This window comes from Mycobacterium sp. P2_H7, from assembly GCF_056403275.1.
The window spans coordinates 65,710-84,845 of the sequence record NZ_JBFUFU010000019.1 but is presented as its reverse complement, the minus strand read 5'-3'; the positions used below and the strand labels follow the sequence as shown (position 1 = coordinate 84,845).

Annotated in this window: 20 protein-coding genes; 13 read left to right on the top strand and 7 right to left on the bottom strand. The window is 68.0% G+C overall.

Annotated features, from left to right (window positions below; genetic code table 11):
- Positions 1-157: 157 nt before the first annotated feature.
- Positions 158-580 carry a nitroreductase family deazaflavin-dependent oxidoreductase gene (locus AC1DY7_RS25745; protein ID WP_477496576.1) on the top strand — a complete coding sequence of 141 codons (423 nt, stop codon included), beginning with the start codon at positions 158-160 and terminating at the stop codon, positions 578-580.
- A gap of 3 nt (positions 581-583) precedes the next feature.
- Here AC1DY7_RS25745 and AC1DY7_RS25740 read toward each other — a convergent pair whose 3' ends face one another.
- On the bottom strand, positions 584-1,747 hold the full coding sequence (locus tag AC1DY7_RS25740) for an aromatic ring-hydroxylating oxygenase subunit alpha (protein ID WP_477496575.1): 1,164 nt from the start codon (positions 1,745-1,747) through the stop codon (positions 584-586).
- A 69-nt stretch (positions 1,748-1,816) separates the two neighbouring features.
- Here AC1DY7_RS25740 and AC1DY7_RS25735 point away from each other — a divergent pair, with 69 nt between their 5' ends.
- On the top strand, positions 1,817-2,434 hold the full coding sequence (locus AC1DY7_RS25735; protein WP_477496574.1) for a TetR/AcrR family transcriptional regulator: 618 nt from the start codon (positions 1,817-1,819) through the stop codon (positions 2,432-2,434).
- On the opposite strand, the gene AC1DY7_RS25730 is transcribed toward AC1DY7_RS25735, so the two are convergent.
- Positions 2,364-2,978, bottom strand: coding sequence for a class I SAM-dependent DNA methyltransferase (locus AC1DY7_RS25730; RefSeq protein WP_477496573.1), 615 nt, complete (start codon positions 2,976-2,978; stop codon positions 2,364-2,366). The two genes, AC1DY7_RS25735 and AC1DY7_RS25730, sit on opposite strands and share 71 nt — an antisense overlap.
- Before the next feature lie 98 nt (positions 2,979-3,076).
- On the opposite strand from AC1DY7_RS25730, the gene AC1DY7_RS25725 reads away from it, so the two are divergent.
- A complete protein-coding gene (locus tag AC1DY7_RS25725) occupies positions 3,077-3,778 on the top strand; it encodes a TVP38/TMEM64 family protein (protein WP_477496572.1) in 702 nt (233 codons plus the stop codon).
- A 23-nt stretch (positions 3,779-3,801) separates the two neighbouring features.
- On the opposite strand, the gene AC1DY7_RS25720 is transcribed toward AC1DY7_RS25725, so the two are convergent.
- Both AC1DY7_RS25720 and AC1DY7_RS25715 read right to left on the bottom strand, forming a co-directional pair.
- Positions 3,802-4,575, bottom strand: a complete 774-nt coding sequence (locus AC1DY7_RS25720) for a TIM barrel protein (RefSeq protein WP_477496571.1) — start codon at positions 4,573-4,575, stop codon at positions 3,802-3,804.
- Positions 4,572-5,546, bottom strand: coding sequence for a Gfo/Idh/MocA family oxidoreductase (locus AC1DY7_RS25715; protein WP_477496570.1), 975 nt, complete (start codon positions 5,544-5,546; stop codon positions 4,572-4,574). Before AC1DY7_RS25715 ends, AC1DY7_RS25720 begins: the two co-directional genes overlap by 4 nt.
- 78 nt (positions 5,547-5,624) lie before the next feature.
- Between AC1DY7_RS25715 and AC1DY7_RS25710 the strand changes: the two genes are divergently transcribed.
- The 9 genes from AC1DY7_RS25710 to AC1DY7_RS25670 all read left to right on the top strand — a co-directional run bounded on the left by AC1DY7_RS25710 (position 5,625) and on the right by AC1DY7_RS25670 (position 14,811).
- The gene (locus AC1DY7_RS25710; RefSeq protein WP_477496569.1) at positions 5,625-6,614 is read left to right on the top strand and encodes a LacI family DNA-binding transcriptional regulator; all 990 of its coding nucleotides are present in this window, start codon (positions 5,625-5,627) and stop codon (positions 6,612-6,614) included.
- A 44-nt stretch (positions 6,615-6,658) separates the two neighbouring features.
- Positions 6,659-7,717 carry an amidohydrolase family protein gene (locus tag AC1DY7_RS25705; protein WP_477496568.1) on the top strand — a complete coding sequence of 353 codons (1,059 nt, stop codon included), beginning with the start codon at positions 6,659-6,661 and terminating at the stop codon, positions 7,715-7,717.
- A 107-nt stretch (positions 7,718-7,824) separates the two neighbouring features.
- On the top strand, positions 7,825-8,592 hold the full coding sequence (locus tag AC1DY7_RS25700; RefSeq protein ID WP_477496567.1) for an SDR family oxidoreductase: 768 nt from the start codon (positions 7,825-7,827) through the stop codon (positions 8,590-8,592).
- A gap of 7 nt (positions 8,593-8,599) precedes the next feature.
- On the top strand, positions 8,600-9,265 hold the full coding sequence (locus tag AC1DY7_RS25695; RefSeq protein WP_477496566.1) for a nitroreductase: 666 nt from the start codon (positions 8,600-8,602) through the stop codon (positions 9,263-9,265).
- A 47-nt stretch (positions 9,266-9,312) separates the two neighbouring features.
- A complete protein-coding gene (locus tag AC1DY7_RS25690) occupies positions 9,313-12,102 on the top strand; it encodes an AAA family ATPase (protein ID WP_477496565.1) in 2,790 nt (929 codons plus the stop codon).
- A 104-nt stretch (positions 12,103-12,206) separates the two neighbouring features.
- Positions 12,207-12,803, top strand: coding sequence for a sigma-70 family RNA polymerase sigma factor (locus AC1DY7_RS25685; RefSeq protein WP_477496564.1), 597 nt, complete (start codon positions 12,207-12,209; stop codon positions 12,801-12,803).
- A gap of 7 nt (positions 12,804-12,810) precedes the next feature.
- Entirely contained in the window at positions 12,811-13,527 is a 717-nt protein-coding gene (locus AC1DY7_RS25680; protein WP_477496563.1) for an SDR family NAD(P)-dependent oxidoreductase, read from the top strand.
- Between the two features lie 14 nt (positions 13,528-13,541).
- Positions 13,542-13,964: a cupin domain-containing protein gene (locus AC1DY7_RS25675; protein WP_477496562.1), complete on the top strand. Its 423-nt coding sequence runs from the start codon at positions 13,542-13,544 to the stop codon at positions 13,962-13,964.
- 7 nt (positions 13,965-13,971) lie between these two features.
- Entirely contained in the window at positions 13,972-14,811 is an 840-nt protein-coding gene (locus AC1DY7_RS25670; protein WP_477496561.1) for a hypothetical protein, read from the top strand.
- On the opposite strand, the gene AC1DY7_RS25665 is transcribed toward AC1DY7_RS25670, so the two are convergent.
- Positions 14,786-15,811: an alpha/beta fold hydrolase gene (locus AC1DY7_RS25665; protein WP_477496560.1), complete on the bottom strand. Its 1,026-nt coding sequence runs from the start codon at positions 15,809-15,811 to the stop codon at positions 14,786-14,788. The genes AC1DY7_RS25670 and AC1DY7_RS25665 overlap by 26 nt on opposite strands.
- Complete coding sequence (locus AC1DY7_RS25660; RefSeq protein ID WP_477496559.1) at positions 15,808-17,367, bottom strand: GMC family oxidoreductase; 1,560 nt, start codon at positions 17,365-17,367, stop codon at positions 15,808-15,810. The genes AC1DY7_RS25665 and AC1DY7_RS25660 overlap by 4 nt, the downstream gene beginning before the upstream one ends.
- A 72-nt stretch (positions 17,368-17,439) precedes the next feature.
- On the opposite strand from AC1DY7_RS25660, the gene AC1DY7_RS25655 reads away from it, so the two are divergent.
- Positions 17,440-18,339, top strand: a complete 900-nt coding sequence (locus AC1DY7_RS25655) for a LysR family transcriptional regulator (protein WP_477496558.1) — start codon at positions 17,440-17,442, stop codon at positions 18,337-18,339.
- A gap of 2 nt (positions 18,340-18,341) precedes the next feature.
- Here the strand turns inward: AC1DY7_RS25655 and AC1DY7_RS25650 are convergent, their stop codons facing one another.
- Entirely contained in the window at positions 18,342-18,944 is a 603-nt protein-coding gene (locus AC1DY7_RS25650) for a TetR/AcrR family transcriptional regulator (protein ID WP_477496557.1), read from the bottom strand.
- Positions 18,945-19,136: the final 192 nt, after the last annotated feature.

Sequence of the window (19,136 nt, the reverse complement as noted above, 5' to 3'; positions counted from 1 at the left end):
GCCGGTCGTGCCGGATGATCCGCGTAGTCGTGCTAACTCCGACACGATGGCCGAGCGGAAATCTCAGCGATAGCGATCAAATCTGTGCGATTTTCTTCCGTAACGTTGCGTCACAAACGGCGGGAATATCTGCACGTCGGCTGGTGTTGCGACCCAGGTGACTGAGCATCCTGAACTGAGCCCCACCGACTGGGTACGCGACCAGACCTCGAAGATCCTGGAGACGGGCACCACCGACGGCGTCGAGGTGCTGGATCGTCCGATCGTCCTGTTCACCACGACGGGCGCGAAGTCGGGCAAGAAGCGGTACGTCCCGCTGATGCGCGTCGAGGAGAACGGCAAGTATGCGATGGTCGCCTCCAAGGGCGGCGACCCGCAGCACCCCTCCTGGTACCACAACGTGCTGGCGCATCCGCAGGTCACGGTCCAGGACGGCGACAAGGTGGCCGAGCTGACCGCCCGCGAGATCGAAGGCGACGAGCGTGCGCACTGGTGGGATCTGGCTGTGGAGGCCTACCCGCCCTACGCGGAGTACCAGACCAAGACGACCCGGCAGATTCCGGTTTTCATCGTCGAATAGCGGTCACGCCAGCGCGACGCCCAGCTCCTGGGCGAACACCTTGATCATGTGCTGCACCCCGATCTCGTTGCGGCCGATGATCATGTGGTCGTGCTGGCCGTGCCGCACACCCTGACCGCACTGCGGCAACATCGCGAAATCCTCGTCGCGCACGGCGGCGTGCACGCCCTCATAGACGGTGTCGTAGAGGGCGCGCATGTCGGCGTCGACCGCGGGGATGCGGCCCATCCAGCTGTGCCGGACGGTGCAGCGGGTGGGCTCACCCTCGGGAAGCATGTCGATGATCTCGACCCCGACCGGGCTGTTGGCCAGGATGAGGTTGGGATACACCCAGTAGATGACGCCCATGTTGGCCGACGGGTCGATCGATGCCGCGGCGTCCTCGCTCAGGTTCTTGATCCAGTTGAACGGGAAGCCCATCCGATGGTGCCTGCCGAACTCGTCGTAGATGGATGTGTTGGGCAGCGTGTTCAGCCCGATCAGGCTCTCCCCGTGCACGAACGGGAAGTGATAGCTCTCGGCGAACGCTTCCAGGGCTCCCTTCCAGGACACCTCGGACGAGAACTCGCGGTCGGTGTGATAGCCGTACGACTCGTAATTCCATTGCGCCAGTTCGGCTCCCAGCGGGCCGAGGTGGGCGTCGACGTCGATGGTGGCATCCGCGGTCAGCACCGCCCAGATGAAGCCGTGCCGCTCCTGCGACGGGAGTTCGACCAGTCCGTAGTCGGCGTTGTCCATCGTGTCGAACCCGGATTTGCCCGGCACCATGAACAATTCGCCGGTATTGCGGTACGTCCAGGCGTGATACGGGCACACGAAGCGTGAGGCATTACCCGACCCACAGGCCGGCATGGCCCCGCGGTGCCGGCAGTAGTTGAGGAAGACATGACTGGCGCCGGTGCGGTCGCGGGTCACCAGCAATGAGTCACCCAGCACCGAGCGCACGACGAAGTCGTTGTTCTGTGGTAGCTGCGCCGACGGGACGATGGCCAGGGGCACCCGCCGGAGGATCTGCGATTCCTCGATCTCGGTGATCTTCGGATCACGGTAGTAGTGCAGCGGCACCTTCAGTACGGCGTCCGCCATATCGGTCGTGCCATCGAGCGCGTGCTGCAGCGCACGCCGAGTCAGCGATTCGTCCGTGCAGATCAGCGGGCCATGAACCATGGGTTGACCATACATTCATAGTCACTTGTATTGTCAAGATTGAGCATGCTTTCGTGCGACGATCGTCGGATGCGCAGGCACGGCTGGTCCGGTGACATCCCGGTCGACGACGAGGAGGCGGTCCGCCGCATCATCGACACGTCCCGCTCCGCCATCGACGCCCACGGCACGGTCAGCGTGTCGGAGGTGGCCCAGACCCTCGGCGTCACCCGCCAGACCATCTACCGGTACTTCCCCACCCAGGAAGTCCTGATGGCCGCCACCGCGGTCTCCTCGGTGGCTGGATTCCTCGATCGCCTTGCCGCCCAACTGGGTTCGATCACCGATCCGACCGAGGCCGTCATCGAAGGCATCGCCTACACCCTCGAACAGCTGGCACACGACCGCTATCTCAGCCTGGTGATGCAGCCCGGTAAAGCCAGCGCGTTCACCGCGGGCGTCACGTCCGACCTCGCCATCGGGTTCGGCCGCTCCATCCTGCTGCGGTTCGATGTCGATTGGGCCGCAGCAGGATTCGCCGATCAGACGCTGGACGAACTGGTGGAGTTCATGCTGCGCATCCTGCAGTCGTTCATCCTCGACCCGGCCCGGCAAGGCCCTAACCTGCGCGCGTTCCTCAATGACTGGGTTGCGCCCGCGGTGCGGTCACGCGCCGGTGCACCGACACCGCATAATCCCCGCCGCTGAATTCCGCACGGTCCCAGGTCGCCCAGCGCGCCACCGATTCCAGACCCGCCGCCTCGGCGTGCCGGTCGTAATCGGCCGCTGTCAGCCGATCCGGTCGCAGTGAGAAACCGGCCACCAGCAGCCCGCCCGCAGGAAGGTGCCCCGCCAATCCGGTCAGCACCTGCGCCTCGGTGCCCGGTTCCAGGAAGATCATCACGTTGCCGGCCAGGACGATCAGGTCGAATTCCCCGCTCACGCCTGCCTGCGGCGCCGACAGGTCGGCCGTGATCCAGCTCAGCTGCGGCGCCTTGGCACGCGCGGTGTCCAGCATGCCCGCGTCGGCGTCGGCCCCCACGACGGAGAACCCCCGGGCGGCCAGCTCGATGGCGACCCGGCCCGTCCCGCAGCCGGCATCCAGCACACGGGTCCCGCCGTGCTCCCGCAGCAGCGACTCGACCAGATCGGCCTCGCCGTGCACGCCCTGGCCACTGGCCGCCAGCGACCGCCAGCGCGCGTCGTAGTCGTCGCCGCGGGGTGCGTCCGTGTTCTGCCAGCGGGTGCCCATGGTTCCCAACCTATCCCCGCGCGACTTGTGCACGTTTCGTCACCCTGAACGCAACGAAACGTGCACAAATCGCGAGACAGGGAAGAATCGCGGGCGAGATGACCGACACCGAGCCCACCGAGAGCCCCGCCGGCCCCGACGCTGCCGACCGGCGGCGCCACATCATCCGTCTGGCGCTGTTCGCCGCGTTCCTGGGTGGACTGTTCTGCCTGATGGTGTTCGGCCGCGTCATCGACGCCGACCAGATCCGGGCCGCCGTCACCGCCACCGGACCTGCCGCGCCGTTCACCTACATCGTGTTGTCGGCCGTCCTCGGCGCGATCTTCGTACCCGGTCCGATCCTGGCCGCAGGCAGCGGACTGCTGTTCGGTCCGATCGTCGGCCTCGGTGTGACCCTCGGCGCCACCGTCGGCACGGCCACGATCGCCAGCCTCGTCGGGCGCCGGGCCGGCCGGGACAGCGCCCGTGCCCTACTCGGCGCCGACCGTGCCGATGCGCTCGACAGTCAGATCCAGCGGCGTGGACTGTGGGCCGTCGTCGGGCAACGGTTCATTCCCGGGATGTCCGACGCGATGGCCGCCTACGCGTTCGGTGCATTCGGAGTTCCGTTGTGGCAGATGGCACTCGGCGCTTTCATCGGGTCCGTCCCGCGTGCCTTCGTGTACACCTCACTCGGCGCCTCGCTGGGCAACAAGTCGGCCGCGCTGGCCTTCGCCGCCGCCGCGGTGTGGTGCGTCACCGCCGTCATCGGCGGGTACGCCGCACACCGCGGCTACCGGGGTTGGCGCGGTCGGCGCTGAATCCGCAGGCTGGTTTCCGCGCACTACACACTGAACGCCGCGCGGAACGCCTCCAACGCGAGCTCGCTGTCGGCGGAGTTCCACGCCTCCATGCCGATGGTCCCGGTGAACCCGATATCGCGCAGCGCCCGCGCGATCGCCGGGTAGTAGATCTCCCCGGTGCCCGGCTCGCAACGCCCGGGCACATCGGCCACCTGGATCTCACCGATGGCATCCCCGCACCGACGGACCAGTTCGACGAGATTCCCCTCGCCGATCTGCGCGTGGTAGAGGTCCAGCATCATCTTGACGTTGGGGTGCCCGACGCCTTCCACCAACGCGAGCGTGTCCTTGGCCCGGGCCAGCGGCACCCCGGGGTGGTCGACGATCGTGTTGAGGTTCTCCACGCAGAACGTCACGCCCGCCTGCGCACCGAGCTCGCCGATGCGTTCCAGGGTGCGTAGCGCGGTCAGCCACATCTGCCCGGTGGCGCGCTGCCGGGGGCGGGCGGCCTGCCCGTCCACCAGTTCCGCGGTGTGCAGGTTCAGCCGCGTCACGCCGAGGATCTCGGCGGCCTTGATGCTGAGTTCGGCGGTGCGGACCACCTCGTCGGCAGAGTCCGGATCGATCAGGTCGCCGTGTAGGTAGCCGGTCATCGACGTGAATGTGGCTCCCGTCGCGGCGAGCGCCTCGAGGTCCTTGTCGTGCCAACTCCAGATCTCCGCGGCGAACCCCAGCTCGTGAATCCGCTTTACGCGGTCGATGATCGGTAGGTCGCGGAACACCATCTCCGAGCAGACGGCCAACTGGAAGCTCATCGCACTGCCTCCACGGCGAGCGCGACGGGAGCTCCGGTTTCGACGGATTCCCTCGCGGCGAGCGCGATTTCGAGTGCCACCCGGGCGTCGACACCGGTGACCGACGCGTCCCGACCGGCTCGGATGCTCTCGGCGAAATGCGCGAACTGGGCGACGTACGCGTCGCCGAACAACTCGGTGTTCAGCGTGCCGGCCTGCTCGGGGTCCTTACCGGCCAGCAGCACACCACCGGATCCGAATACCTCGCCGCGGACGTCGTAGCCGTAGACGGCCTGGAAGCTGGCCTCGGCGACGCCATAGGCGCCGTTGTCGAAGGTCAGGTGCACCACCGAGGTGTCCAGGAAGCCGGCGTCGGCGAACTGCGGATGCACCAGCGCGGTGGCCTGCGCGTACACGCTGACCACGCGTGCGCCCGGGTTCAGCCAGCACAGGGTGTCGAAGTCGTGGATCAAGGTCTCGTTGAAGATGGTCCACGGTTTGACGCGCGCCGCGGTCTCCGCCGAGATACCGGGATCGCGGGTCAGCGAACGCAGCAGTTGCGGTGTGCCGATGGCCCCGTCATCGATACGGGCCCGCATAGCGGCGAAGTCCTCGGCGAAGCGCCGGTTGAAACCGACCTGCAACACCACACCGGCGTCCCGGGCAGCCTCGATGGCGCGGTCGGCATCGGCCAGCGTGAGCGCCATCGGCTTCTCACAGAACACGTGCTTGCCCGCCTGGGCCGCGGCGACGACGAGGTCGGCGTGCGTGGCGGCGGGAGAGCAGATGGCCACGGCGTCGATGCCCGGATCGGCGATGAGCTCCAGCGGGTCACGGTAGTGCCGCTGAGCGGAAAGTCGCTGTGCGGCAGTCTCATCCAGATCGGCGACCGCTTCCAGGCGCACACCGGGGAGCCGGTGCGCCAACGTCTCGCCGTGATACGAGCCGATCCAGCCGGCCCCGATGAGACCACAGGGCAGTGATTCCGACATCTTCCTTCTCCGTTCGACTAGAACGTTCTAGTAGCGACTAGTAAAGCATGAACAACTAGAACCTTCTAGTCTCTTTTCATGCAGTCCCGACCGACGCTGGAGGACGTCGCCCGCCACGCCGGCGTCTCGCGCGCTCTGGTGTCCATCGTCATGCGTGATGCCCCCGGTGCCAGCGACGAGACCCGGGCCCGGGTGCGCCGGGCCGCCGACGACATCGGCTACCGACCCGATCCGCGGGCCCGACGGCTACGCCAGCTGCGCACCAAGCTGCTGGGGGTCACCTTCGCCGCCGCACAGGAGTTCCACGCCGAACTGGTAGACGGTGTCTACGCAGCCGCCGACGAATTCGGTTACGAGGTGGTGCTCAGCGGCGTCACCCCGCATCACGACGAGCGCCGCGCCCTCCGCACTCTGATGGATGACCGCTGCGAGGCCGTCGTGCTGATCGGCCCGGACCTGCCCACCGCCGAACTGACGGCCCTGGCCGCCAAGACCCCGGTCGTCGTCGTCGCACGGAAGGTGCGCGGTGTGGACGCCGTCCGCAGCGACGACGCCGCAGGCGCCGCGATGGCCGTCGAGCATCTGCACGGCCTCGGCCATCGCCACATCACCTATCTCGACGGCGGCCGCGCTCCCGGGGCGGTCGAGCGACGCCGGGGCTACGCGCGGGCCATGGGAGCGGCGGGCCTGCACGCCCAGGTACGCCCCGGCGGCCTCACCGAACGAGAAGGCGCGGCGGCCGCCGCCGCACTCCTCGCCTCCGGCGAACCACTCCCCTCCGCGGTCTTCGCCTTCAACGACCGCTGCGCCCTCGGCGTGCTCGACGTGCTGCTGCGCGCCCGGATCGCGGTGCCCGACCAGGTATCGGTCATGGGTTTCGACGACAGCCCGCTGGCCAGTCTCGCCCACATCGACCTCAGCACCATCCGCCAGGAAATCCCGCAGCTCGCGCATGCGGCCGTATCGCGCCTGGTGAACCGCCTGGATCACGAGGCCGACGACGCCGAAGCACTCGACATCGTGGTACCGCCGACCCTTTTGGCCCGCGGTACCACCGCACCAGTCTGACGTTGCACTGGACATCCACTCTGTAACGGCCGCACAGTAGAGGCATGACCGCCGAAGCCCGTCCCCGCATACCCGCGGCAGAGCGCATTGCCGTGCGCTGCGTCGACTCCGACGTCCACCCCGTCCCCCGCCAGGGCGAGCTGGGCCAATACATCCCCGAGCCGTGGCGCACGAAGTACTTCGGCTCGCGCACGGTGGGCGACCAGATCTACTACGACGCCCCCGACTACGCCCACGCCTACGCGATGCGCACGGATGCCTTCCCGCCCGACGGCGAGTTCGCGTGCAGCGATCCGGACTTCGCCTTCAAACAGCTGATCATGGAGGCCGGTGCCGATATCGCGATCCTGGAGCCGGGTGCCTATCCGGCCCGACTGCCCGAGGCCGAGCAGGCGATGAGCGCCGCCTTGAACTCCTGGCAGGCCAACCATTGGCTGGATTCCCACAACAACTGGCATGAGCGGTGGCGCGGCTCGGTCTGCGTCGCGATCGAGGCGCCCGACCTGGCCGCCGCCGAGATCCACAAGTGGGCCCAGCACCCGTACATGGCGCAGGTCCTCATCAAAGCCGAACGGCGCCCCTCCTGGGGTGACCCGATGTACGACCCGATCTGGTTCCCCAGCTACAACCACGACTTCATGGTCACCTACTCACTCCTGGCCGCCAACCAAGTCATGAGCCTCATCTTCGACGGCGTCTTCGACCGCTTCCCCACCCTGCGCATCGTCTTCGTCGAACACGCCTTCAGCTGGATCCTGCCGCTGATGTGGCGCATGGACGCCATCTACGCCGCCCGCAAAGGCTGGATGGACATCAAACGCAAACCCAGCGACTACGTCAAAGACCACATCAAATTCACCACCCAACCCCTGGACTACCCCGAAGACAAAACCGAACTCACCCGCGCCTTCGAATGGATGGAAGCCGACAAAATCCTGCTCTACTCCAGCGACTACCCCCACTGGACCTTCGACGACCCCCGCTGGCTGGTCAAACACCTCCCCGAACACGCCCGCGAAAACATCATGTTCCGCAACGGCATCAACACCTACAAACTCCCCGACACCGTCCCCGCCCTCGAAGGACAGGTCCGCGTCTTCTGATCTCGGCGGGGTGGAGCGCAGCGACCCGGGAATCTGAACGGGGATGAATTCTCGTGGCGGTATCCGTTCTGGCTTGCAGAAGCGGAAACCCACACGAGAGGGACATCATGCGCGTCGTCGTCATCGGCGGAACCGGCCTGATCGGGTCGAAGTTGGTGCACGCCTTGGCCGAACACGGTCACGACGCCGTCGCGGCGTCGCCCCGGACCGGGGTGAACGCCGTCACCGGCGAAGGACTGGCCGACGCGCTCACCGGCGCGGCGGTCGTGGTGGATGTCTCGAACTCACCCACCTTCGAAGACGGGCCGGCGCTGGACTTCTTCACCACATCCACCATCCATCTGCTGGCCGCCGAGGCGGCGGCCGGGGTCGGTCACCATGTCGTGCTGTCGGTGGTCGGTACGCCGACGCTGGCCCAGCAGAGCGGGTACTTCGACGCGAAGCTGACCCAGGAAAAGCTCATCGACGCCGGGCCGATCCCCTACACCATCGTCCGCGCCACCCAGTTCTTCGAATTCCTGGACACCATCGCCGATTCCGCGACCGTGGACGGTGCGGTCCGGTTGCCGGCCAAAGGAATTCAGCCGATGGCTGCGGTGGACGTCGCCGAAGGTGTCGCGGTCGCCGCACTCGGCGACCCGGTCAACGGCATCGTTGAGATCGGCGGCCCGGAACGCTTCACGCTGCCAGATCTGATCCGGACCGCCCTCACCGCGCACGGGGACCAGCGCTCCGTGGTCACCGATCCGGCCGCGACGTACTGGGGCATCGACATCGAGGACGACACCCTGGTGCCGGCCCCCGGTGCGACCTTCTTCGAGACCCGCTTCGCCGACTGGGTGCTTGAGCACGCGGCCACTCGGCACCGAAAGTGATACGGCCGTGGACATTTACGAAGCGGTCACCAGCCGGCATGCGGTACGCGGCTTCACCGACCAGCCGGTCCCGCCCGAGACAGTGCGCCACGTCCTGTCCGCGGCGGGTGCCGCTCCGTCGGGTTCCAACATCCAGCCGTGGACCATCTATGTGGTGACGGGTGCGCCGCTCGCAGAACTCAAGAAGCGAGCCGTCGAACGCGTGACGGCCGGAATCGCCTGGGACGACCGCGAGTACGACATGTACCCGCAGGCGATGCCGTCGATCTACCACGAGCGCCGCGCCGCATTCGGCCGGGAACGCTACAGCGCGCTCGGCATCGAACGGGAGGACTGGGAGGCCCGCCAGCGCGCGGCCGTCGAGAACTGGAACTGCTTCGGGGCACCGGTCGCGTTGTTCTGTTATCTCCATCGCGGCCTCGGTCCCGCGCAGTGGGCCGACGCCGGGATGTACCTGCAGACGGTGATGCTCCTGCTGCGCGGCGAAGGGTTGCACAGCTGCCCACAGATGGCGTGGTCGCAGGTGCGGGCAACCGTGGCGGACGTCGTGTCCCCGCCACCGGAGCTGGTCCTGTTCTGCGGCATGTCGATCGGCTACGAGGACGAGGCCCGTGCCCTCCCGAGAACGGGCCGCGCCCCGCTCGCCGAGACGGTCACCTTCATCGACGGCTGAGCCGCTCGCTAGCATTCAAGATCGAATCTAGAGACGCGGTGGTGGCGATGGCGAGGCAAGCGGGGGCACCGGGGGTGGCGCTGCATGGCCGCAGCCGTGAATGCACGGCGCTGACGGACCTGGTCACCCAGGTGCGCTCCGGGGCCGGCCAGACCTTGGTGCTACGTGGTGAAGCAGGCATCGGTAAGACCGCGCTGCTCGGCCACGTGTCCTCGGCCGCAACCGATTTCCAGATCATCCAGGTGGCCGGCGTCGAGTCGGACATGGAGCTGGCGTTCGCCGGCCTGCAGCAGATGTGCGCGCCGCTGATGGGTCACCTCGGCATGCTGGCCGACCCGCAACGCGACGCCCTTTCGGTGGCGTTCGGATACGGCGTCGGCCCGACCCCGGACCGGTTTCTCGTCGGGCTCGCCGTGCTGAGTCTGCTCGCGGCGGCCGCCGAGGACCGGCCGCTGCTCTGCCTGATCGACGATGCCCAGTGGCTCGACCAGGTGTCGGTGCAGACGCTGGCGTTCGTGGCGCGCCGACTGCTGGCCGAGCGGGTGGCCATGGTGTTCGCGATCCGCGACGGCTACGGCGAGTTGCTGTCCGGTCTGCCCGAACTCATGGTCACCGGTCTCTCCGATGCCGACGCCCGGAAACTGCTGGAATCGGTGATGCTCGGCGGAATCGACCCGCTGGTCCGCGACCGTATCGTGGCGGAGACGCGCGGTCTGCCGCTCGCCCTGGTCGACGTGCCGCGCACCGCAACCGCCACCGAGTTGGCGGGCGGGTTCTGGATCGCGGGCAAACGATCGTCGACCGCGGCGATCGAGACCGGATTCGTCTCGCGGATCACCGCCCTGCCCAACGACACTCAACGGTTGCTGCTGGTCGCCGCCTCCGAACCGGTGGGTGATGCGGCACTGTTCCTGCGGGCAGCCGCACGGTTGGGCATTCCGGTGGACGCGCTGGTACCGGCCGAGGCGGCGGGGATCATCGAGTTCGGGCACCGGATGCGGTTCCACCATCCGCTGATGCGTTCGGCCGCGTACCGCGCCGCCGACCTCGTCGACCGCCGGGCCGTGCACGGCGCCCTCGCCGCGGCGACCGACGCGGTGGCCGACCCAGACCGCCGGGCATGGCACGCCGCCAGCGCCGCCACCGGTCCCGACGACACGGTGGCGGCCGAGCTCGAGGCCTCTGCCGACCGCGCCCAGAGCCGGGGTGGAATCGCCGCGGCGGCAGCATTTTTGGAGCGTTCCGCGGTGCTCACCCTGGATCCGGAATTGCGTGGGTCCCGGGCGATCGCCGCGGCACAGACCAAACGCGATGCGGCCGCGCCGGAGGCCGCCTATGAGCTCCTGTCACTGGCGGAAGCCGGCTCGTTGTCGGCCCTGCAACGGGCCCAGGTCGGCCGGATGCGGGCACAGATGGACTTCGTCCGCAGCCGGGCGAAATCGACCGGCGCTCCCCTGGTCGGTACGGCTGCCGCGCAGCTGCTCGATGCGGCCAACGGTTTGCGGCACCTCGACGACGAGCTGGCCAGGGAAACGTATCTGGAGGCATTGACCGCGGCGATGTATGCCGGGCGCCTCGGCGCGCCGGGCCTGCTCACCGAGATCGCCGAGGCCGGCCTGACAGCGGTCGGCGGGATGACGCAGCTGCACCGGCCGGTCGACTACCTGTTGCGCGGAATGTCGGCCCGGATCATCGACGGCCCCGGTGCGGGCTCAGCGGATTTGCATGCGGCACTTGAGCTCTGGAACGCGCACGCCCAGGAGCACGCCGGGCAGTGGTTGTACTGGCCGTTCCCCATCGCGCAGGAATCCGCCGCCCACGAGATGTGGGATGACGAGGTGCTCGAACGCATCGCCACCGATACCGTGCGTCGCGCGCGGGACGCGGGGGCGTTGGCAGCCTTGCCGCCCGCACTCGGGTATCGGGCCGGGGTGCATTTCTACCGCGGCGAATTCGATTCGGCCACAAGGCTGATCGAAGAATCCAAGACGATCACCGCGTCGATGGGTTACGCCCCGGTCCGGTACCACACGTTGATGTTGGCGGCGTGGCGAGGCGCCGTCGCCGAAGCCCAGGGCATCATCGAGGCCGCGGCCTCCGACGGCACGGCCCGCGGCGAGGGCCGGCTGCTCGGGTTGGCCGGGTTCAGCACGGCCGTGCTCTACAACGGCCTCGGCCGGTATGACGAGGCGCTGGCCGAGGCCCGCCGGTGTTGCGAATACGAAGACCTGGGTTTCTACGGGTGGTGCCTGTACGAACTCATCGAGGCGGCCGTGCACGCCGGTGACCGGGACGCCGCCGCCGCGGCCCTGCCGAAGTTCGAGGAACGCGCCGGCGCCAGCGGCACCGACTGGGGGCTGGGCGCCGTTGCGGCGGCACAGGCACTCCTCGCCGACAACGACGCCGCCGAGGACGCCTTCGTCGAGGCCATCGAACGGCTGGAGCGCGCCGATATCGCGCTGCATCTGTCCCGGGCCCGGCTGTCCTACGGCGAGTGGCTGCGCCGCGCGAACCGTCGCGCCGATGCGCGCAAGCAGCTCAGCGCCGCCCACGAGCTGTTCACCGCGATGGGTGCCCACGGTTTCGCCGAACGGGCGCGCCGCGAGCTCAATGTCAGCGGCGAGAAGGTCCGCAAACAGCCCGTCGGTTCCGGCGACGAGCTGACCGCCCAGGAAGAGCAGATCGCCCGGCTGGCTCGTGACGGGCTGACCAACCAGGAGATCGGTGCGCAGCTGTTCATCAGCACCCACACGGTGGAATGGCACCTGCGCAAGGTGTTCGTGAAGCTCGCGATCTCCTCCCGCAAGCAGCTGCGCACCCTGCCCTGGAGCAGCTGACCCCGGTCCCCCGACTACGGACTACGGACTTTCAAGGGTCCGCCACGCACGGCCACGGATGAGGCTGGTTCCAGACCTGAGAACCCACTCACCCGGAGGTAGGCATGAACACGCTCCTGACGCTGACAGCTGTACCCGACACACTCGAATCCGACACCGAACTCGCGGCACGTTTCGCCAACGAGACCCGGCCACTGTTCGACGTGCTGCACCGCGGCGCCCGCCGGCTGACCCGTACCGAGGCCGACGCCGAGGACCTGTTGCAGGACACGCTGTTGCACGCCTACACCGGATTCCGGAAGTTCCGGGCCGGCACCAACCTCAAGGCGTGGCTGTTCCGGATCATGTACAACCGGTGGGTCAGCAATCACCGTGGCAAGCAGCGGCGCCCGGCCGAGGTCGCGGTGGAGGAAATCACCGACCGGGACCTGGCCCGCGCCGCCACCCATCAGCCGGGTGGATTGCGTTCCGCCGAAGCGGTGGTGCTCGCCACCCTGCCCGACCCTGCACTGACCGAGGCCCTCGCCGAACTGCCCGACGGTTTCACCGAGGCGATGTTCTACGCCTATGTCGAGGGCTACACCTACGCCGAGACCGCCGCCATCATGGATATCCCGATGGGCACCGTGATGTCGCGGGTGTCCCGTGGCCGCCAGCGTCTGCGCACGTCGCTGACGCCCCTCGAGCAGCGAATCGCGTAGGAGAGAAATGGAACTCGCACACCAGACAGCTCTGGTCACCGGGGGCACCGCCGGAATCGGGCTGGCGTCCGCCCGGCTGCTCGTCACGGAGGGCGCGTCGGTCATCATCAGCGGCCGCGACGCCGACCGCGGTAATGCCGCCGCGGCGCAGATCGGTGCCCGCTTCGTCCGCACCGACCTGGCCGACAGCGAATCGGTGAAAGCGCTTGTGCACCAGGCCGGTGACATCGACATCCTGGTCAACAACGCCGCCGGGTTTCCCGCCGCCCTGACCGTCGACCAGGAGATCGGCCCGTTCGAGCGGACTTTCGACACCAATGTCCGGGGGCTGTACTTTCTCACCGCCGGCCTGGTTCCCGGCATGCTCGCCCGTCGGCGGGGCAGCATCGTCAACGTCACCACGATGGTCGCCACCAAAGGGGTGCCCGGCGCGTCGGCTTACAGCGCGTCCAAGGCGGCGGTGGAGTCGCTGACCCGAACCTGGGCCGCCGAGTTCGGCGCGAGCGGCGTACGGGTGAACAGCGTGGCACCCGGACCCACCAGAACCGAAGGTGTGCAAGCGGCATGGGGTGACACCAACGAGGAGCTGGGCCGCTCCCTTCCGCTGGGGCGTACTGCCGCACCCGAGGAGATCGCGCAGGCGGTGCTGTTCCTCGCCTCGCCCCGCGCCAGTTTCATCACCGGTTCCACCCTGCACGCCGACGGCGGCGGCAGCGCAATCTGACGAAGGAGCTTTTCATGACGAAGACGTATGACCCGGGCTGGGAAGATGCCCTGACCGTGGTGCAAGAAGTGATGCCCCCGTTCATCCCCGACGGCGCACATGCGATGACCGTCGTCATCGAGTACCCGCCGGGCAGTGCCGGTGCCCCACCGCACAAGCATCCCAGCGGACCGGCGTTCGGCTACATGCTCGAAGGCGAGATGTTGTTCGAACTCGAAGGCGAGCCGCCGCGGGTGATCCGGGCCGGCGAGGCGTTCTGGGAGCCGGGCGGTGACATCATCCACTACTCGGATGCCAACAACCGCTCCGATATCAGGAGCCGGTTCCTGGTCACCATGCTGTGTGTGCCCGGCCAGCCGATGCTCACCCTGGTCGACGACGACGAGCTGGCCGCGCGGGCGCACCGGCGTGTGCCCGCCGCACCGGGGCACGAGTGAGCATCCGATGTCCAGAATCCTTCTGCAGACGACGATCCCGGCCCACGTCGACGACTGGGACATCTCGCGGTTCGCCAAGCTGACCGACGAGTTGCGGGCAGCCGGGCACGAGGTGCTGGCCCGCAATCGGTCCGGCGGCGCCGAGGATCCGGTGCTCGCGCACGTCGACGAGCTCGGCTTCGACCAACTGTGGCTGATGGCCGTCGACACGGGTGACGGCCTCACCCCCGCCGAGTGCGCCGCCATCCTGCGGTTCCGCCGGGGCGGCGGTGGCGTGCTCACCGCGCGCGACCACCAGGAGCTCGGCAGCCGCCTGCGTGGGCTCGGATCGCTGGGAGCGGTCAACCGGTTCCACGATGCGAGCATCGATCCCGGCACCATGTGCGACGACCTCGACAATCCCGAGATATCCTGGCCCAACTATCATTCCGGTTCCAACGGCGACTACCAGCCGGTGCTGGTCGATGGAGTCGCCCACGAATTGCTGAGCACCGCCCGGACCACCAGCGGATGCATCGAATGGTTCCCTGCCCACCCGCACGAGGGTCTGGTGTCCGCCGAGGTGCCGGGCGCGCGGGTGGTCGCCCGGGGGCGCAGCGCCACCACGGGCCGGCGGTTCAACCTCGCGGTGGCACTGGACGGCGAACCGGGCCTGGGCCGCGCCCTGGCCGCGTCGACCTTCCACCACTTCGCCGACTACAACTGGGATATCGGCAGTGGTGCGCCGAGTTTCGTCACCGAAGTACCCGGCTGCGAGATCAAGGACGATCCCGCTCACCTGGACATCTTCAAAGACTACGTGCGCAATATCGCGGCCTGGCTCAGCCCATCCGGCGCACATCGCTGACCGCGGCAGCGAACTGGTCGGGTGCTTCCTGCGGCACGTTGTGGCCGATACCGTCGAGCACCCGGTGCTCGTAACGGCCGGTGTACTGCGCGCGGTACCCCGCGCCGTCCTTGGCGGCTCCGTCGAAGTCGCTGCTGATGGTGATGGTGGGGACGGTGATCGGCGGCTTGTGGGCGAGCCGTCGTTCATCGTCGTCGTAGCGGGCCTGGCCGGGGGCCAGGCTCTGGCGCCACCGGTAGTTGTGGATCACGATGGCGACGTGGTCGGGGTTGTCGAACGCGGCGGCGGACAGGTCGTAGGTGGCGTCGTCGAAATGCCAGAGCGGTGAGGCGTTCTGCCAGATGAGCCGGTTGAAGTCCTTGGTGTTCTCCCGGTAGCCGAGCTCGCCGCGCGGGGTGGCGAAGTAGTACTGGTACCACCAGCCGTATTCGGCCTTGGGTGGCAACGGCGCGAGGTTGGCCGCCAGGTTGACGACGATGTAGCCGCTGACGGCAACCAGTCCGGTCACGCGTTGGGGCCACAGGGCGGCAACGACATTGGCGGTGCGGCCACCCCAGTCGTAGCCACCGAGGATGGCGGTGGGAATCTGCAGGGCATCCATCAGGTCGATCACGTCGTGGGCGAGGGCCGACTGTTGTCCGTTGCGCACAGTGTCCGCCGAGCGGAACCGGGTGGACCCGAATCCGCGGGCGAACGGAACGATCACCCGGAACCCCTGGCCGGCAAGGGTATCGGTGACATCGGCGTAGCTGTGGATGTCGTAGGGCCAGCCATGGAGCAGGATCACGGGTTGGCCGTCGGCCGGACCGGCTTCGACGTAGCCGACGTTCAGTTCGCCTGCGTCGATCTGCTTGACCGCGCCGAGCGGGTGCCTCGGCGCGGCCGGCGGACCGGCCGGGGCGGCCGTGCCCTCTGGTGCGGTGCTGCAGGCGGCGACGGTCAGCGCGCCCGCGGCGACCGTGGTGAGCCGAGCGAAGTTCCGGCGGCTGATCCCGTTCACAATCCGTGCTCCGTTCTGATGAGGTCGGCGGCGCGTTCGCCGATGACGACGCAGGGCGCCATGGTGTTCCCGGTGGTCACCCGGGGCATGATCGAACCGTCGGCGATCCGGATACCTTGAAGTCCATAGACTTTGAGTCGGGCGTCGACCACCGACATCGCGTCCCGGCCCATCTTGGCGGTGCAGGTCTGATGCCAGTAGCTCGATGCCGCATCACGGACGAAGTGTTCCAGATCCGGACCGGTGAGGTTACCGGGCATGACCTCGCGGCGGGTGAATGGCCGCAGCGGGGCGGAGTTGCCGATCTCGCGGCACAGAGTCACCGCGGCCACCGCGGCCTTGACGTCGTCGGGGTGGGACAGCATGTTGGCGTGGATGTCGACGGGGTCGAGCGGGTTCGCCGACCGAAGTGCTATGTGCCCCCGGCTCTTCGGTCGCACCACCCCGGCGAACAGCGTCCACCCCGCCTCCGGCAACCCGAAGCGCGCGATGTTCTCGACGCTGGACTTGGGCACTTCGGCCTGGCAGGTCTGCAGGTCGGGGGCCTCCATCCGCGCCGAGCTGGTGGCGAAGTAGGTGGCTTCCGACGCATTGTTGCGCGGCGCCAGCGGTTCGCGGTACTCCCACACGCAGTCGAAGCCGGGATGGTCCTGCAGGTTGTGCCCGACGCCAGGCAGGTGCATCCGCAGCGGCACCCCGACCCGGTCCAGGTCGGCTTCGGCGCCGACACCGGAGTGCATCAAGACTTTCGGCGTGTTGATGGCTCCCAGCGACAGCACCACCTCGGCGGCGGCGGTCACCTGGTGCGGACGGCCGTTGCGCACCAGCTCCACCCCGGTGGCCCGGCCACCGTCGAAGGTGAGCCGGGTGACCAGGGCTCCGGTCACGACACTCAGGTTGGGCTGATGCAGCACGGGCGCCACATAGGAGCCGAACACCGACTCGCGCCGTCCCGCCCGCGCCCGGATATCGGTGATGGCCGCGCCCGACGCGGCCTCCATCATGCGGCCGTTCTGATTCTCATAGGTCGGGATGCCGGCGGCGGCTGCTGCCTCGACGGTCGCGGGCGCCAGCGGGTTCGGCCAGGGGGCCGGTTCGACGTAGACCGGCCCGCCGGTGCCGCGATAACCGGGATCGGGTGCACCGTGAAAGTCTTCGATCCGCCGGTAGATGTCGAGCACCGCGTCGTATCCCCAGGCCGGGTCACCCGACTCGAACGCGAAGTAGTCCCAGTCGCTCTTGTGCCCGCGCGCCCAGACCATCAGGTTGATGCTCGAGCCGCCGCCGAGCACCTTGCCCATCGACAGTGGCACCGACCGGCCGTTGACGTGGGCGCTGGGTACGGCCGAGAAGGCCCAGTCGCGTGCACTGCCCAGGTTGCGCGGCCATTGATCGGCCGCGCTGACACTGGGCACCCTGTCATCGCCGCCCGCTTCGAGGAGCAGCACCGACACCGCGGGGTTTTCCGCGAGCCGACGGGCAACGACGGACCCTGAGGTGCCGGCACCGCAGACGATGAAGTCGTAGGCCGGGGCGATCGAGGTGATGACGGGCATGAGTTCATCTGACCCGCCACGCATCATCACGTCCAACGATTCTTTTCAATTGAAGTCATCTATGGTGCAGATATGGAGTTGCGCCAGATCGAACACTTCGTCGCGGTCGCCGGCGAACTGAGCTTCACCCGGGCCGCCGAACGCGCCCACGTCGTGCAATCGGCCCTGTCGACTTCGGTTGCCAAGCTCGAGCGCGAACTCGGCGTTCAGTTGTTCGACCGAAGTCGCCAGCAGATCACCCTCACCGCCGCAGGTGAGCGCTTCCGGGTGCATGCGTTCGACGTGTTGCGGGCGACCAAGACCGCGACCGAGTCGGTCGGCGAATTCCGCGGATCATTGACCGGCACCGTCGAGTTCGGATCGCTGATCTCATTCGGCCCACTCGATGTCGCCGGAGCGCTCGGCGAATTCCACCGGGCCCACCCGCATGTGCGGCTTCGGTTGCGGCTCAGTCAGAGTGGCGCCTCTGCGTACCTGGCCGCGTTGACCGAGGGCTCACTGGACCTGGCCCTGGTGTCCATGCCCAACCGCTTCCCGGCACAGTTGGACCTGCGGTTGTTGTTCGAGGAACCGATGGCTTTCGTGTGCCGTCCCGACCACCCCCGGGCCGGCGCGACGCGCCTGGACATCGCCGATCTGGCCGACGAGGAGCTCGTGGGCTTCCCACCCGATTTCGGCCTGCGACGACTGGTGGACAACGCCTTTCACGCCGCCGGGGTGCGCGCGCAGACCCAGTACGAGGTGCCGGCCGGGTTCGCCGCCATCGCCGAACTGGTGAGCAACGGACTGGGCACCACGTTCATGCCCCGCTGCGAGGCGGTGCGCTTCCCCGGCCTGCACGCCGTCGATCTGGCGAGCCCGGTGACCTGGCAGGTGTACCTCGCCTCACCGCCGGTCGAGCAGATGACCCCGGCCACCGCCCGCCTCGCCGACACACTGCTCGCCGCGGCGGCACGGGCCCGGTCGCTCTAGCTCTAGCTCTGCGCCGAGATGGTGCCACCCAGCCACCGTTTGATGAAGCGGCGCAACTCTTCTCGTGACCGGGTGGCCGGATTGGGCGCCACGAAGAACGACAGCATGACCCGCAGCGTGAACTCCACCAATTCCTGAAGGGCCGCGTCGTCATACCCGTGGCCGGCCCAGTCGACATCGAACCGGTTGATCATCCGCATCCCGAAGTCCTGCGCCTCGTCGGATGCCATGCTGCTCGGCCGCGCGTTCTCGTACGACTCGGACAACAGGATCGCCAGATGCGGGATCCGGGCCACCTCTTCGAGGGTGAAGAGCATCCCTTCGGTCATCGCCTCCGCCGGGTCGGCGATACCGCTGACCGCGCCGGCCAGCCGGTCCAGGAATCCGTCCACCGAGGCGATGGCCGCGGCGTGCATCAGCGCGTCGGCCGTCGGGAAGTACCGGTAGACCGTCTGCCGGATGACACCGAGTGACGCCGCGACGTCGGCGATGCTGATGCCCTTGCCGGTTTCCGCGATGAGCCGCACGGCCGCGTCGACGATGCGGGCGGTCGCCTCGTCGTCGGTGCGTGGTGGTTCGCCGCCCCAACCGCGCCTACGCGCCATGATCGGTCCTCTGCACGAACCGCAGGATATCCCGGCACCCCGTCGTGGAGGCTCCGACGAGATTGCGCTGAGGGTCGTGAATCTCGCCGAAACCGAGCAATCCACGACCGTCAGCGCAATCTCGCTGGAGCACCGGCATTGACGGTCCGCACCCCTCGGTGTCAACATACAACCGACGATCTATTTGTATGA

Bases quoted from the DNA above. Each gene is read 5' to 3' on its own strand.
- AC1DY7_RS25650 (WP_477496557.1), bottom strand. From the start codon at position 18,944: ATGGCGCGTAGGCGCGGTTGGGGCGGCGAACCACCACGCACCGACGAC.
- AC1DY7_RS25660 (WP_477496559.1), bottom strand. From the start codon at position 17,367: ATGCCCGTCATCACCTCGATCGCCCCGGCCTACGACTTCATCGTCTGC.
- AC1DY7_RS25715 (WP_477496570.1), bottom strand. From the start codon at position 5,546: ATGTCGGAATCACTGCCCTGTGGTCTCATCGGGGCCGGCTGGATCGGC.
- AC1DY7_RS25730 (WP_477496573.1), bottom strand. From the start codon at position 2,978: ATGGGCACCCGCTGGCAGAACACGGACGCACCCCGCGGCGACGACTAC.
- AC1DY7_RS25700 (WP_477496567.1), top strand. From the start codon at position 7,825: ATGCGCGTCGTCGTCATCGGCGGAACCGGCCTGATCGGGTCGAAGTTG.
- AC1DY7_RS25705 (WP_477496568.1), top strand. From the start codon at position 6,659: ATGACCGCCGAAGCCCGTCCCCGCATACCCGCGGCAGAGCGCATTGCC.
- AC1DY7_RS25725 (WP_477496572.1), top strand. From the start codon at position 3,077: ATGACCGACACCGAGCCCACCGAGAGCCCCGCCGGCCCCGACGCTGCC.
- AC1DY7_RS25670 (WP_477496561.1), top strand. From the start codon at position 13,972: ATGTCCAGAATCCTTCTGCAGACGACGATCCCGGCCCACGTCGACGAC.
- AC1DY7_RS25690 (WP_477496565.1), top strand. From the start codon at position 9,313: ATGGCGAGGCAAGCGGGGGCACCGGGGGTGGCGCTGCATGGCCGCAGC.
- AC1DY7_RS25740 (WP_477496575.1), bottom strand. From the start codon at position 1,747: ATGGTTCATGGCCCGCTGATCTGCACGGACGAATCGCTGACTCGGCGT.
- AC1DY7_RS25655 (WP_477496558.1), top strand. From the start codon at position 17,440: ATGGAGTTGCGCCAGATCGAACACTTCGTCGCGGTCGCCGGCGAACTG.
- AC1DY7_RS25685 (WP_477496564.1), top strand. From the start codon at position 12,207: ATGAACACGCTCCTGACGCTGACAGCTGTACCCGACACACTCGAATCC.
- AC1DY7_RS25710 (WP_477496569.1), top strand. From the start codon at position 5,625: ATGCAGTCCCGACCGACGCTGGAGGACGTCGCCCGCCACGCCGGCGTC.
- AC1DY7_RS25720 (WP_477496571.1), bottom strand. From the start codon at position 4,575: ATGAGCTTCCAGTTGGCCGTCTGCTCGGAGATGGTGTTCCGCGACCTA.
- AC1DY7_RS25675 (WP_477496562.1), top strand. From the start codon at position 13,542: ATGACGAAGACGTATGACCCGGGCTGGGAAGATGCCCTGACCGTGGTG.
- AC1DY7_RS25680 (WP_477496563.1), top strand. From the start codon at position 12,811: ATGGAACTCGCACACCAGACAGCTCTGGTCACCGGGGGCACCGCCGGA.
- AC1DY7_RS25735 (WP_477496574.1), top strand. From the start codon at position 1,817: ATGCGCAGGCACGGCTGGTCCGGTGACATCCCGGTCGACGACGAGGAG.